The following is a 13,677-nucleotide window of genomic DNA, read 5'->3' on the forward strand; positions in this document are numbered from 1 at the left end:
AGAACGGTTACCTCAATCAATTGAGCGATGCCTGGGCATCAGCCAGGGTGCGAGCCAATGCGTCAGAACGACCGCTACATAAGCACTAAAGAATAAAGCGGGGTTTGAAGGAGGCACTATGATGAACACCATAATGAACAGAACCGCCGTCAAACCAAACTTACCCATTTCTGCGCCCAACAAGCGTCTGGCGCTTTGTGAAGCGCCTAACCGATAGCTAAGTACACCAGAGCGCGCAACGAAAACTATATGTGGTATTAGCGCCACCATACACCCCAGCAGGGCGGAAGCAATCCCCGGTACCCCTGATGCCATATAAGCCAGAAGTACAAAAATTAACGTAGTGCCGACTTGTGCAGCAGCCAATCGATACACATAGGATTGGCGACGTTGAACTTCTTTTCTAAATTGTCGTTGCATCATGATTGTGGTCCGCGATCCAGGTTCACTCTCATCACGCCAGTGTGATGACCACAATTTGCACAAATCTTGCGCGATTATAGGGAAGCGCTATCGCCCCTTCAACCAGAGTGGACCGCTTTTTACTCACTTGACGGATAACTTGCGACCAAAGGTGGAAAAATCGGCAACATTTCTGGCCTTCCCCAATGATAATCCTAATTTTATTGAATATGCTCAAGAATGCCGTCGAGTTCTTCAAGGCTGGTATAACGAATCGTGAGCTTGCCTTTGCCTTTCTGGCCGTGCTGGATGGAAACAGGTGCCCCCAAGCGCTCACTCAAACGTGTTTCCAGACGCGCCACATCTGGAGATTGCGCCTGTCGGCTTTGGGCGCGCGCAGGCTCACTCTGGGTCTGACGTTTCTTGACCAGCGCCTCTGTGGCACGCACTGTCAGGTCATTATTGACCACTTCCTGCGCTACCTGGCGTTGTTGGGCCGGCTCCAGTGAGAGCAAAGCACGGGCATGGCCCATGTCCAGATCGCCGCGCTCCAGCAAGGTTTGTACTTCCGGGTCGAGTGCCAGCAGGCGCAGCAGGTTGGCCACCTGTGTACGCGACTTACCGACGGCGTCGGCAATCTGCTGCTGGGTCAGTTCGAATTCGTCACCCAGACGCTTGAGTGCCATGGCTTCTTCCACAGCATTAAGGTTTTCACGCTGAATATTTTCAATCAGCGCCAATGCCAGCGCAGTGTCATCACTGACATCCCGGATCACAGCAGGAATCACATCCAGCTCAGCCAGTTGAGCGGCCCGCCAGCGCCGTTCACCCGCTATGATCTCGTAACGTGCCTCGCCCATGGGGCGAACAACGATTGGCTGCATGACGCCCTGTGCGCGAATCGAATCCGCCAGCTCTTCGAGCGCTTCCGGCTGAATGTCACGCCGTGGCTGATACTTTCCGCGGATCAGTTGACCAAGAGGCAGACGCTCAAGACGCTCTCCCGCCACACCAGAGGCATCTTTTGAGGCGTCGGATGTTTGCGCCTCATCATGCTCCAGTATGGGAACCGTCTCGTTTGGGATGATATCCAGGCTTTCACGACGCCGAGCGCCAGCGCCAATCAGGGCATCCAGGCCACGTCCCAACGCACGTTTTTGCGTCATTGCTTTCCCTCGTTGATCAACAAATTGATTAACTGCGTCATAGAGTGATTCGTTACAGCGATCATTGATTACAACGATAGTCGCTTGATCAATTCTTTTGCCAACACCCTGTAGGCCTGACTACCTCGCGATAAACGCGCATATTTGGTAACCGGCATACCGTGGCTCGGTGCTTCTGCGACCTTGATGTTACGTGGAATTGTCGCCTTTAGCAGCGTATCGCCAAAGAAATCACGCAATTGCTTATCGACTTCGCGGGTCAGGCTGGTTCGTTTATCGTACATGGTACGCAGAATACCAGAAACGGCGAGATTCGGATTGACGCTTACCTTGATCTGCTCAACGGTATCCAGCAGGGCCGATAATCCCTCAAGGGCATAAAATTCGCACTGTAACGGAATAAGCACACCATCGGCGGCCGTCAGCGCGTTGACGGTCAGCATGTTGAGTGACGGTGGGCAGTCGATCAGCACCACGTCATAGCCATCAGCTACATCTTTGAGCGCTATTGCTAGACGACTCTGGGGTTCATTGCTATCCAGGAGTTCGACTTCTGCCGCCGTCAGGTCACCATTACCCGGCAGCACATCAAATCCTGCAGGAAGGCCACTGACAATGACGTCTTTTGCCTGCGCATCGCCGATCAGCACGTCCAACACGCTGACTTCCAACGCATGCTTGTCAATACCACTGCCCATACTGGCGTGGCCTTGCGGATCCAGATCGACAAGCAGGGTACGGCGTCCCAGGGTAGCGAGACTTGCAGCCAGATTCACGGCCGATGTGGTTTTACCTACGCCGCCTTTCTGGTTAGTCAGGGCAATGATCTGGCTCACTTACACAACTCCTTTTGGGTCAGGATCAGTAACTGCCGCTGAGCAGCATCATAAGGTACGTTCAATAAATGGCGTGTTTTAAGGGCAATGTCGTCAGGCAGTGCGTTGAGCTCATCATCCGCGCCAGGGCCTTTCATTGCCAGCCACTCACCTTCTGCAGACGGTAATTTGCGCGTCAAAGCGATAAAATCGGCCAGGCTTGCAAAGGCTCGTGAAATGACCTGATCGAATGTGCCAGCGGCAAATTGCTCAACGCGAGTTTGAACTGGCGTCACGTTCTGAAGGCCAAGCTCCATCACTGCCTGACGCTGGAAGCGCACTTTTTTACCGTTGCTATCCACCAGGGTGACCATCAGCGATGGATCGAGAATGGCCAGCACCAGCCCGGGAAACCCAGGACCTGCCCCCACATCAAGCAATCGCGGGCCTCTGACAAAAGGCGCAACAGATGCGCTGTCCAGCAGATGACGGGATATCATCTCATTAAGATCACGCACAGCCGTGAGGTTATAAGCCCGGTTCCACTTGTGCAATAGCGCCAACAAGCCCAGTAGCTGTTCACGCTGCTGGGCCGTTGTTTTCAGCTTGAGTGTCGAGAGGCCATCTTCAAGCCGCTTTTGAGCATCTGCAGGCAGGGTGTTTATCAGCGTCTGTTGCACATTCATCCCGCTGCTACCTCACTGTTCTCAATAAGACGACGCTTTTTCAGATGAATCAGAAGAATTGAGACGGCTGCCGGTGTCACACCAGAAATCCGCGCGGCCTGCCCAAGGGTCTGCGGGCGCGTTTCGATCAGTTTCTGACGAATTTCATTGGATAAACCTTCTACCTGCCGATAATCCAACTCAGCGGGAAGCAGGGTATATTCGTGGCGTTTGAGTTTATTAATTTCATCTTGCTGGCGATCAATATACCCCTGGTACTTGGCCTGAATCTGAACCTGTTCAGCCACCGTGACGTCATTTACTGGCTGACCATCTATCCCGGGAAGCTCAGCGATATCTGTGTAAACCAGCTCAGGCCGCTTGAGCAGATCCGTTAACCGATACTCTCGGCTCAGTGGACGTTCGAGCTTGCCTGCTAACTGTTCCGCCGCCGGCGTTCCAGGTTGCACCCAGGTAGCATTCAGACGACTGGTTTCGCGTTCGATTGCTTCACGTTTATGGCTGAAAATCTGCCAGCGCGTTTCATCAACCAGACCAAGTTGGTGTCCGGTTTCCGTCAGGCGCAAGTCGGCATTGTCTTCACGCAGCAACAAGCGATATTCAGCACGCGAGGTAAACATGCGATAGGGCTCTTTGGTCCCCAGAGTAATCAGGTCATCGACCAGCACGCCCAGGTAGGCTTCGTCACGACGCGGCCACCAGGCATCCAGGCCTTTGGCACGCCTGGCAGCATTGAGTCCTGCCAGCAGGCCTTGAGCACCGGCTTCTTCATAGCCTGTTGTGCCATTGATCTGCCCGGCAAAAAACAGGCTGTGGATAAATTTTGTTTCCAGCGAGTGCTTAAGATCCCGAGGATCGAAAAAATCATACTCAATGGCGTAACCCGGCCGGGTGATATGTGCGTTTTCAAGCCCTTTTATCGAGCGAACAACCTGGAGTTGGACATCAAAAGGAAGTGACGTCGAAATACCATTGGGATATAGCTCGTGAGTATCCAGCCCTTCCGGTTCAATAAAAATCTGGTGGCTGGACTTATCCGCAAAGCGGTGCACTTTGTCTTCAATGGAAGGACAGTAACGTGGCCCAATCCCTTCAATGGTGCCTGAATACATGGGTGAACGGTCAAGGTTTGCCAGAATCAGGTCGTGCGTTTGGGTGTTGGTTTGCGCGATATGGCAACTGACCTGACGGGGGTGCATTTCCCGGTTACCCAGATACGACATCACTGGCGTTGGGCAATCGCCTGGCTGTTCTTCAAGCTGGGTAAAGTCGACGGTTTTAGCATCAATACGGGGTGGTGTACCCGTTTTTAACCGGTCAACCCGTAAGGGTAAAGCACGCAAACGCTCCGCAAGCGCATTGGAAGGCGGATCACCAGCACGCCCTCCGCGGCTTTGATCCAAGCCGATATGCATGACACCACCTAAAAAAGTGCCTGTACATAACACGACGGATTCAGCATGAAAACGGATGCCGGTTTCAGTTACCACACCGCGTACGGTGCCATTATCACCCGTTTGGTTATCCACAATCAGATCACCTGCCGCCTGCTGAAAAATCGTCAGGTTAGGCTGGTTTTCCAACATGCCACGAATTGCCGCTTTGTAGCGGATGCGGTCTGCCTGGGCACGAGTGGCGCGAACTGCTGGCCCCTTACTGGCGTTGAGTACACGAAACTGAATGCCACCAAGATCAGTTGCCAGCCCCATTGCTCCGCCAAGGGCATCAATTTCCTTGACCAGATGGCTTTTGCCGATGCCACCAATCGCTGGGTTACAGGACATTTGTCCCAGTGTTTCAACGTTGTGGGTAAGCAACAGGGTTTGACAGCCCATACGAGCAGAGGCCAATGCGGCTTCGGTTCCCGCATGGCCACCGCCGATGACAATCACGTCAAAGCGGTCGGGATGATTCATGACACCTCATCTTGAATATTTGGCGACGTGACAAGTGATATCTGTCAGGTCGGTGTTATCTGGCTGGCCAGTATAAACCTCCTGTGGGTAACCGTCAGTTTTTTCCACATACCGATTATCTATCTCACGCTACTTTTAATAACAATATAAAGATTAAATAAAAGAACTTCTGTAAATGTTGTTACTACTGGTGTGGATAAAAACCGTGGAAAAGTGAATTTATTCTATATTATTCAGTGATTTAAATTGTTGAAAAACATGTTGATGGCATGCGTAGCAAGTGCGTACAAGCGGTGCTGAGCCTGTGGATGGAATAGCAAGTTACCCACAGCACGAGTTGAGCACTGCTTGTCCACCGGTGGATACATGAGTTGTTACCGCAGCTGTGAACATGTCAGTATTTTTTACCGGATTGGCGATAAGCACTGTGAGAGAGGCGTATGCGATGAGGCAAGCGAGTAGGTAAAAAATAATTATCCACAGGCAAAAAAAGCCTGTCACGGGGACAGGCGAAAAAATAAGGCGTTTTTTGGCAGGTTTTTCGTCTTTCAAGGGGCATTAAAGAACGCTGATTTTATTAGGGTCTGTTGACGTTTCATCACGAACCGCGTTGCTGCATCAAAATGTGCCAGACAAGGCGCGGAACGCCGTTAAGGGTGGTTCCCTTCTCAAGTTTCGCAACGCAGTATGGTGCATTTTGAGGCGCAACCCGAAGGGCTGGGTCAGTTTTTATCCGCTGCGGCGTTAGTCGTCGTTCATTTGGAGTTACCAAACGTCTCTCCTCCTGCCTTGCCCCGAATAAAAACTGACACCAGCGCGGCCGTGAATGAAACGTCAACAGACCCTAACGTCAGTACTTTTATAATCATTACTTCAAGAATCAGTGCTCCGAAAATCAGTGCTTCAAGACGCGAGCCAGGAAAGATTGAGTGCGTTCATGTTGAGGCGTATCAAACAGCTTTTCCGGTGGCCCCTGTTCAGTAATTTCCCCTTGATGGATATAGATCACACGATCCGCGACTTCACGTGCAAAGCCCATTTCATGGGTCACAATCACCATGGTCATGCCTTCTTTGGCAAGTTCGCGCATGGCATCAAGCACCTCACCGATCATCTCGGGGTCAAGGGCCGAGGTAGGCTCATCAAACAGCATCAGACGTGGTTCCATGGCCAGGGCGCGGGCCAGGGCCACACGCTGCTGCTGGCCGCCTGAGAGCTGTGTTGGTGACTTCTCTGCCTGGTCGGCAATACCCACGCGTTCCAGCAGCTTACTGGCCGTTTCTTCGGCGTCTTCACGGCTCCAGCCACGCACTTTCATTGGTGCAAGGGTAATGTTGTCGAGTACGCTGAGATGCGGAAAGAGATTGAACTGTTGAAATACCATGCCGACTTCGGTGCGGATCTGCTGGAGTGCCTTGGTACTTTTTCCAAAAGGCATCAGCTCATGACCATCGACGGTGAGGCTTCCCGTCTGAAATTCTTCCAGGCCATTGATACAGCGGATCAGCGTGGATTTACCTGAGCCGCTGGCACCGATAACCACCACCACTTCACCGGGAACAATCTTCATATCAATATTTTTGAGTACATGCAGGCTGCCAAAATGTTTGTTCAACTGCTGCATGGTGACGATGGGCTGCGTCGTATCATTCATGTCTGCGTCCTTATTGTCCCGCGAGGCCTCTGCGCTCCAGTTGGCGCAGTAAGATTGAGAGCGACCAGGTGATGATGAGATAGAGCATGGCCACCATCAGATACACTTCCATTGCGGTAAAGGTGGTAGCAATGTAAATCTGCCCCTGACGCACCAGTTCGCCTACCCCGATGACAGAGAACAGGGACGTGTCTTTGATGCTGATAATGCCCTGATTGCCCAGGGAAGGAATCATGCGCCGGAAGGCTTGAGGCCAGATGACGTAACGAAATGCCTGGGTTCTTGACAGCCCAAGGGAAAGAGACGCCTCACGTTGACCGCGCTCCATGGATTGAACACCGCCACGCACGATTTCGGAGATGTAAGCGCCGGAATTGACCGCAATAGCCGCAATACCTGCCGTCAGCGCATTAATGGGGCTACCCAGCAGCTGGGGAAGGCCGTAAAAGATGAAGAGCACCTGCACCAGAATGGGGGTGCCGCGAAATACTTCGATATACACGATGGCAGGCCAACGTAGCCAGCGGATGGGGCTGATACGTAACAGACCAAAAAAGATACCGATAAAGAAACCGAATGCCAGGCCACCGAAAGAAATCAGTAATGTCCATGGGACCCCCGGTAACAGATGGGGGATCGAGCCGAGCGCGGCACTCCAATCAAACTCAAATGTACTATCCACGTGTGATCTCCTGAGAAGTGACCTTAGGAAAAGAGACCCTGAAACGACACAGGGCCGAGTGAATGTCCCCGGCCCCGGTTGCGTCTGCTATCTCGTATTATTCTTCGTTGGGCGTTTCACCAAACCACTTCGTGTAGATCTCATCGTAGGTGCCGTCTTCACGCATGGACGCCAGCGCTTCGTTGGCCGGTTCTACCCATTCGCTGTTGCTGTTAAAGACAATACCGTACTGCTGACCTTCGTAGAGAGGGCCTACTACCTTGGTGCGACCTTCGCCACGGGTCTGGGAGAAGTAGCCGACGTTAGGGGCGTCGTAGAAAGCGGCATCGACGTTACGCCCAAGCAGGGCCATATACATATCCGATGTGCCGGGATAGGGCGTGATGTCAGCGTCATCGCCGAACTGTTCCTGCAGGAAGTCGTAGCTTGTCGAGCCGATCTTGGTGGCGATCGACATGCCTTCCAGATCTTCAACGGTTTCTACGGTGTCATTGTCAGCGCGAACGATGATGCGCAGACCGGAATCGTAGTAAGGGTCGGAAAAGTTAACGATTTCAGCGCGTTCATCAGTGATGGTAATGCCGGCAATGGCAATTTCCTGGCTGCCGGTTTGCACGGCGGGAATGATGCCCGCAAATTCCATCGTCGTCAGGTTGACTTCAAAACCGGCACGATCGGCAATTTCGTTAATGATATCCATATCGAAACCGACCATTTCACCGGTTTCAGTATCCATCATTTCGAAAGGAACAAAGCTTGGATCGGTGGCCACATTGACGACAGGCATGTCCTGAGCCATTGCCAGTGTTGAGCCACCCAGGCCCAATGCAATGGCACTGGCCATCAGGCTTTTAGACAATGTTTCAGAGAGGTTGAAAGCGACTGTTTTTTTCATGTGTTTCCCCGTTTCTTGTACCCGAGCCGAAAGTTATCAGCATAAGCACTTGATAAATTGGACTTGATAAATTGGTGCGTTGGGCTTTTGTTAACCTTTTTAACCTTGGCGAGAAACCGCCATGGCGTCAAGTCACGGGGAATGAATAGCGTAAACGCTAAGTGCACGCAGTACCGTCAGCTGGCGAGCGCCTGATGCGGAAATCCGTCAGTCGGAGTGTCTCAATACTGTGGTCAGCAAAAATTTACACCATGAAGGAGGCACCACAGCCGCAGGTGGTCGTGGCATTCGGATTCTGGATCCGAAAGCGGGCACCCGCGAGCCCTTCTTCAAAATCGACGGTTGATCCCACCAGATATTGATAAGAGAGTGGATCAACTACCAGGGTCGCATCGCCAAACTCAATGACAGTATCGTCATCGGCAATATCATTGGCAAAATCAAAGCCATACTGAAAGCCCGAACAGCCACCACCGGTAACATAAACACGCAGTTTGAGGTCAGGATTATCTTCTTCTGCCATGAGTGCCTTGATGCGTGTGCGGGCACTGCTGGAAAGAAGCAAAGGTGTGGGAACAAAGGATTCTGCACTGCTCATGGATACCTCCCGTGAGCGGACGTTCGAGGATTAGATATTATTATGAATAATTCCCAGTAAAAGGGTCAACTTTTACTGGGAAAGATATTTTGCCGAGCCGTTATCAGGGCATCAAAGCGGGGGCTTCAAGCCCACGTGTTTCTGGAAACCCAAACATCAGATTGAGGTTCTGGATGGCTTGCCCCGAAGCTCCTTTGACCAGGTTATCAATAACTGACAGTACGACGACGGTGTTGCTGTTTTCTGGTCGATGCACGGCGATCCGGCAGGTATTGATCCCTTTGACACTGCGTGTTTCCGGATGGCTACCGGCGGGCATGACATCCACAAAGGGTTCATTGGCGTAACGCGCTTCAAAAAGTGCCTGTAGCGCTTCTGGTTCTGCCGTCAACTGGCTGTATAAAGTGGCATGAATGCCACGAATCATTGGCGTCAGATGGGGCACAAAGGTCAGATTCACCGCCTGACCATGGATATCGCCCAAACCCTGGCGGATTTCCGGCAGATGCCGATGGCCGCTTGCACCATAGGCTTTCATGGACTCGCTGGCCTCGGCCAACAGTGAACCTACCTTGGCACCCCGGCCTGCACCGGTCACGCCGGATTTACAGTCGGCAATTAACTGTTGTGGATCAATCAGGCCAGCTTCCAGCAGCGGCAGGTAGCCGAGTTGAACGGCCGTGGGGTAACAGCCGGGAACCGCCACTAAACGGGCCTGGCGGATAGCCTCACGGTGCATTTCAGGCAGCCCGTAGACAGCTTCGCTGAGTAATGCCGGCGCGCCGTGGGGCTGGTTGTACCAATGGCTCCATTCGTCAGCATCGCGGAGACGAAAATCGGCGGAAAGATCAATCACGCGAGTGCCCTTATCGAGCAATTCACCGGCCAACGCATGGGCGACGCCATGTGGCGTGGCGAAAAATACCGCATCCATGGCGCCCAACTGGTCTGCGTTAGGTTCGCTGAAGGTTAACGTATCGTAGTGCCCACGCATGTTCGGGTACATATCCACGACTTTTACACCCGCTTCAGAACGTGACGTAATGGCCTCGACGCTAACATCGGGATGTTGCGACAATAGTCTTAAAAGCTCAACGCCGGTATATCCGGTACCACCCACAATGCCCACTTTAATCACAATCTGCTCCTTGCCGTTTCAGGTCTTGGTAGTGAAAGACGTATGTTCTCATTATAAAGACTATGATACACAAGAGCATGGATGAGATAGAGGCGTCGCTACAAGAGAACAGGTGTTCTTAGGGTCTGTTGACGTTTCATCACGAACCGCGTTGCTGCATCAAAATGTGCCAGACAAGGCGCGGAACGCCGTTAAGGGTGGTTCCCTTCTCAAGTTTCGCAACGCAGTATGGTGCATTTTGAAGCGCAACCCGAAGGGCTGGGTCAGTTTTTATCCGCTGCGGCGTTAGTCGTCGTTCATTTGGAGTGACCAAACGTCTCTCCTCCTGCCTTGCCCCGAATAAAAACTGACACCAGCGCGGCCGTGAATGAAACGTCAACAGACCCTAGCAAGCCGAGGCGTTTGCTCTTTTGCTGGATATGCCGACAGCCAGTTATCAACAACTCTTTATCTATAGCCAGTTATTCAATAACAAGGAAAGTGCGCGTGGCACGTTTTTCTCGGGCGAACTTCAGCCTTGAAAATTTTCGGCGACAATTGGCCAATGTTGATGCCCTGCCTCAGCTATGCGTGCTGGGGTTGGCATCCGGCCTGATTACCGGTGCGTTAATGGTGGGTTTTCGGTTGCTGCTGGAAACCGGGGCGCGACTTTTCATGCCTGACGGCAACCCGGAAGCGTTTGAGACACTGTCGCCCTGGTTACGGGCCTTATTACCGTCGGTGGCAGTAACGCTGGTGGGCGTTTTTCTCTATCGCCAGAAAGTTACCGCCCGCAAACTGGGCGTGGGTCATGTGATTGAGCGATTAACGTATCATCAAGGTCATTTTCCGTTACGTAACTGGCTGAATCAATGGTGGGTGGGGGTAGTGTCTGTGCTCGGGGGGCTTTCTGCCGGGCGGGAAGGGCCTGCCATTCATCTGGGAGCGGCCGCGTCCAGTGGTTTGGGGCTCAAAATGCGGTTGCCCAATAATAGCCTGCGTGTGCTGGTGGCCTGTGGAACCGCTGCAGGTATTTCTGCCTCTTTTAACACCCCGATTGCGGGCGTCATCTTTGCCATGGAAGTGGTGATGATGGAATACACCCTGATGAGTTTCATGCCAGTGATACTGGCCTCTACCATGGGCGCTCTGGTTGCGCAGCTTGTCTACGGCAGTGCACCGGCATTCAGTATTCCTGAAGTGGCGCTGGACTCTTTCTTTAATCTGCCCTGGATTGTGGTCATGGGGCTGATGATCGGCTTTCTTGCCGGTATTTTTATCCATATTTCACGTAGCCAGTGGGTGCAGCAGCAACCACTGTGGTGGCGGCTGGGCACCGTGGCGGTACTGACAGGCGCTGCTGCCTGGTTTTTTCCTGAAGTACAGGGAATTGGTTACGATAGTGTCGCGGCAGCGCTGAATAATCAGCTATCGATTTCGGTATTAGTGGCGTTGGTGGTACTTAAGTTAGTGCTGACTTCATTGACGGTGGCAGGTGGGATACCGATTGGCATCATCGGCCCGGTGCTGGTGATTGGCGCGGCAATGGGGACACTTTGCGGTCTTGTGGGGATGTGGTTATGGCCCGATAAAGCCGCCGACCCAAGTATTTTTGCCATGCTGGGTATGGCCGCCATGATGGGAGCTGTGCTGCAAGCCCCGCTGGCGGCCTTAATGGCCCTGCTGGAGCTAACTCATACGCCGAATATCATGTTGCCTGGCATGCTGGCTGTTGTTGTGGCCTGCCTGACATCACGGCATCTCACCGGTTGTGAAGGTTTTTTTATCAGCACCCTGCGCTATGGGATGCACCCTTTGCAGCAGCCATTGATGCAAGCGCTGTCGAGAGTATCCGTGCCAGCGGTGATGGAACGCAATCTGGTACGAACAGAACGAATGATCACCCCCGATGAAGCGCGTAAACTGCTGGAAAGCAATCCTGTCTGGCTGGTGATTGAACGTTCCAGAAAGGAAAAGCCGGTACTGGCGTTGAAAGCGGCCGAACTGGCCCGCTGGCTGATAGAACAGGAAGCGAAAGATGCCCCTGTCACTGAAGAACAGGAGAAAATCGATCTCCTTGAAATTCCTGCCCAGCGCCTGGAAATGGCGCCCATTGCCTTGCAGGCAACCCTTTCGGAAGCGTTTTTAAGCCTTCAGAATAATGCGCTGGGTGCCCTATATGTTGTTCATGGTTATCGTCCCAGACAGCGTCGTATCTCAGGTATCATTACTCGGGGGGCTATCGAACGGTACTATCAATATACGGATCCGCAGTCAAAAGAAAGGTAGCAACAACGTAAAATAGCGTTGATTACTGCATACCCAATGCCATACTGGCAGCCATTTTTGTGTACTGACGTATCAGGCATTGACCTGCGACCCAACCCTTGAGGAATTCACATGTATCTATGGGCGAAAGCGATTCATCTGATAGCAATGGTAACCTGGTTTGCCGCCATGTTTTATCTGCCGCGATTGTATGTCTACCACGCACTGGCACGCGACAAGGGCGAAACCACCAGTATCGAAACCTTCAAGGTCATGGAGCGTAAGCTGTACCGCGGTATCATGACGCCTTCCATGATCGTGGTATTGATCTTTGGTGTCTGGATGCTATTTCTCACGCCCAGCTGGTTAAGTCAGGGCTGGATGCACGCCAAGCTGTTACTGGTGGTTCTGTTAGTGGCGTATCATCACGTTTGTCTGATTTACCTGAAGCAACTGGCTCAGGATCGCTGCACAAAAAGTCATGTGTTTTTCCGTTGGTTTAACGAAGCACCGGTCATTGCATTGATCATCATCATTATTCTTGCTGTGCTTAAACCTTTCTGATGTCACGCTCTTTACCTCCGGTTGTGTTGGTGCTGGCAGGCCATGACCCTACTGGCGGTGCCGGTATCATAGCGGACAGTGAAGCCATCGCGGCGAGCGGTGGCTGGGCGGTTACAGTGCCCACGGCGTTAACTGTGCAGAATTGTCAGGACGTCCAGCAGGTGTTGCCGGTAAACGCCAAGAGCGTTCTCGACATGGTGGCGGCGTTGGAATCTCTGCCGGTTGCCGCGATTAAGCTTGGGTTAATCGCGGACTTGGCCGTTCTGGATGCTGTTGTTCAGGTGCTACGTCGTTTTCCGGGGATTCCGGTGGTGGCAGACCCGGTGTTGAAAGCCGGTGGTGGAACTGAGTTATCCACAGCCGGATTATGCCAACAGTATGTGGATGACTTACTGCCTTTTGTCGATGTTCTGACGCCTAATCGGAATGAGCTGGCACGTCTGACCCCGACCATAACGTCTTCCACGAATGATACGGCACGCGTGGTTTCACTGATGGAGCGAGGTTGTGGAGCGGTGTTAGTCACCGCCACTGACACCCCGCTGCCGGAAAGCGACCGACAGAAGGTAGTGCATACCTTGCACACCCCGGATACCACGCGCCAATGGCAGTGGCCACGCCTGCCAGCGCAGTTTCACGGTTCCGGCTGTACGCTGGCAGCGTCACTGGCCGCCCGGTTGGCGGTAGGTGAGCGCTTACTGACAGCCTGTGAGCAGGCTCAGCACTTTACCTGGCAGAGTTTGTCTCATGGGTATTACCCTGCGCTGGGCCAAGCGTTGCCTCATCGCTTTTTTAATGCCCACTTTTTTGATTCGACTCAGTTGGATTAGTGTCCGGTTTTTGTTGATTCAGGTTTGTTATTCAAGTTTTGATTTAGATTCGATCCGACCAAGAGATATAAGGAAGAAGACGCC

13 protein-coding genes are annotated in these 13,677 nt (G+C 52.6%); 3 read left to right on the forward strand and 10 right to left on the reverse strand.

Translation table 11 applies throughout. The features are described 5' to 3' along the window. Positions 1-12: 12 nt before the first annotated feature. The 10 genes from ACU6TU_RS16930 to argC all read right to left on the reverse strand — a co-directional run bounded on the left by ACU6TU_RS16930 (position 13) and on the right by argC (position 9,952). Complete coding sequence (locus ACU6TU_RS16930; protein ID WP_447142537.1) at positions 13-423, reverse strand: ATP synthase subunit I; 411 nt, start codon at positions 421-423, stop codon at positions 13-15. Between the two features lie 200 nt (positions 424-623). Beyond that, positions 624-1,568, reverse strand: coding sequence for a ParB/RepB/Spo0J family partition protein (locus ACU6TU_RS16935; RefSeq protein WP_447142538.1), 945 nt, complete (start codon positions 1,566-1,568; stop codon positions 624-626). Between the two features lie 68 nt (positions 1,569-1,636). Beyond that, positions 1,637-2,404: a ParA family protein gene (locus ACU6TU_RS16940; RefSeq protein ID WP_447142539.1), complete on the reverse strand. Its 768-nt coding sequence runs from the start codon at positions 2,402-2,404 to the stop codon at positions 1,637-1,639. Beyond that, a complete protein-coding gene (rsmG, locus tag ACU6TU_RS16945; RefSeq protein ID WP_447142540.1) occupies positions 2,401-3,069 on the reverse strand; it encodes a 16S rRNA (guanine(527)-N(7))-methyltransferase RsmG in 669 nt (222 codons plus the stop codon). Before rsmG ends, ACU6TU_RS16940 begins: the two co-directional genes overlap by 4 nt. Continuing rightward, a complete protein-coding gene (gene mnmG, locus ACU6TU_RS16950) occupies positions 3,066-4,985 on the reverse strand; it encodes a tRNA uridine-5-carboxymethylaminomethyl(34) synthesis enzyme MnmG (protein WP_447142541.1) in 1,920 nt (639 codons plus the stop codon). Before mnmG ends, rsmG begins: the two co-directional genes overlap by 4 nt. 895 nt (positions 4,986-5,880) lie before the next feature. Next, positions 5,881-6,639 (reverse strand): amino acid ABC transporter ATP-binding protein, encoded by a 759-nt coding sequence (locus ACU6TU_RS16955; protein WP_447142542.1) that lies wholly within the window; start codon positions 6,637-6,639, stop codon positions 5,881-5,883. A gap of 10 nt (positions 6,640-6,649) precedes the next feature. After that, positions 6,650-7,321, reverse strand: coding sequence for an amino acid ABC transporter permease (locus ACU6TU_RS16960; protein WP_447142543.1), 672 nt, complete (start codon positions 7,319-7,321; stop codon positions 6,650-6,652). Positions 7,322-7,418: 97 nt separating this feature from the next. After that, entirely contained in the window at positions 7,419-8,165 is a 747-nt protein-coding gene (locus ACU6TU_RS16965) for a transporter substrate-binding domain-containing protein (RefSeq protein ID WP_447144285.1), read from the reverse strand. A gap of 295 nt (positions 8,166-8,460) precedes the next feature. After that, positions 8,461-8,814: an iron-sulfur cluster insertion protein ErpA gene (erpA, locus tag ACU6TU_RS16970; RefSeq protein WP_447142544.1), complete on the reverse strand. Its 354-nt coding sequence runs from the start codon at positions 8,812-8,814 to the stop codon at positions 8,461-8,463. A 103-nt stretch (positions 8,815-8,917) separates the two neighbouring features. Next, positions 8,918-9,952: an N-acetyl-gamma-glutamyl-phosphate reductase gene (argC, locus tag ACU6TU_RS16975; protein ID WP_447142545.1), complete on the reverse strand. Its 1,035-nt coding sequence runs from the start codon at positions 9,950-9,952 to the stop codon at positions 8,918-8,920. Positions 9,953-10,438: 486 nt separating this feature from the next. On the opposite strand from argC, the gene ACU6TU_RS16980 reads away from it, so the two are divergent. The 3 genes from ACU6TU_RS16980 (at position 10,439) to thiD (ending at position 13,593) form a co-directional block, all read left to right on the forward strand. Beyond that, positions 10,439-12,220: a chloride channel protein gene (locus ACU6TU_RS16980; RefSeq protein WP_447142546.1), complete on the forward strand. Its 1,782-nt coding sequence runs from the start codon at positions 10,439-10,441 to the stop codon at positions 12,218-12,220. A 111-nt stretch (positions 12,221-12,331) separates the two neighbouring features. After that, positions 12,332-12,763 carry a protoporphyrinogen oxidase HemJ gene (gene hemJ / locus ACU6TU_RS16985; RefSeq protein WP_447142547.1) on the forward strand — a complete coding sequence of 144 codons (432 nt, stop codon included), beginning with the start codon at positions 12,332-12,334 and terminating at the stop codon, positions 12,761-12,763. Continuing rightward, on the forward strand, positions 12,763-13,593 hold the full coding sequence (gene thiD, locus ACU6TU_RS16990; RefSeq protein WP_447142548.1) for a bifunctional hydroxymethylpyrimidine kinase/phosphomethylpyrimidine kinase: 831 nt from the start codon (positions 12,763-12,765) through the stop codon (positions 13,591-13,593). Before hemJ ends, thiD begins: the two co-directional genes overlap by 1 nt. The last annotated feature ends 84 nt before the right edge of the window (positions 13,594-13,677 follow it).

Source organism: Halomonas sp. LS-001, from assembly GCF_052983955.1.

Bases quoted from the DNA above. Each gene is read 5' to 3' on its own strand.
- ACU6TU_RS16930 (WP_447142537.1), bottom strand. From the start codon at position 423: ATGATGCAACGACAATTTAGAAAAGAAGTTCAACGTCGCCAATCCTAT.
- ACU6TU_RS16935 (WP_447142538.1), bottom strand. From the start codon at position 1,568: ATGACGCAAAAACGTGCGTTGGGACGTGGCCTGGATGCCCTGATTGGC.
- rsmG (WP_447142540.1), bottom strand. From the start codon at position 3,069: ATGAATGTGCAACAGACGCTGATAAACACCCTGCCTGCAGATGCTCAA.
- mnmG (WP_447142541.1), bottom strand. From the start codon at position 4,985: ATGAATCATCCCGACCGCTTTGACGTGATTGTCATCGGCGGTGGCCAT.
- ACU6TU_RS16955 (WP_447142542.1), bottom strand. From the start codon at position 6,639: ATGAATGATACGACGCAGCCCATCGTCACCATGCAGCAGTTGAACAAA.
- ACU6TU_RS16965 (WP_447144285.1), bottom strand. From the start codon at position 8,165: ATGGCCAGTGCCATTGCATTGGGCCTGGGTGGCTCAACACTGGCAATG.
- erpA (WP_447142544.1), bottom strand. From the start codon at position 8,814: ATGAGCAGTGCAGAATCCTTTGTTCCCACACCTTTGCTTCTTTCCAGC.
- hemJ (WP_447142547.1), top strand. From the start codon at position 12,332: ATGTATCTATGGGCGAAAGCGATTCATCTGATAGCAATGGTAACCTGG.
- thiD (WP_447142548.1), top strand. From the start codon at position 12,763: ATGTCACGCTCTTTACCTCCGGTTGTGTTGGTGCTGGCAGGCCATGAC.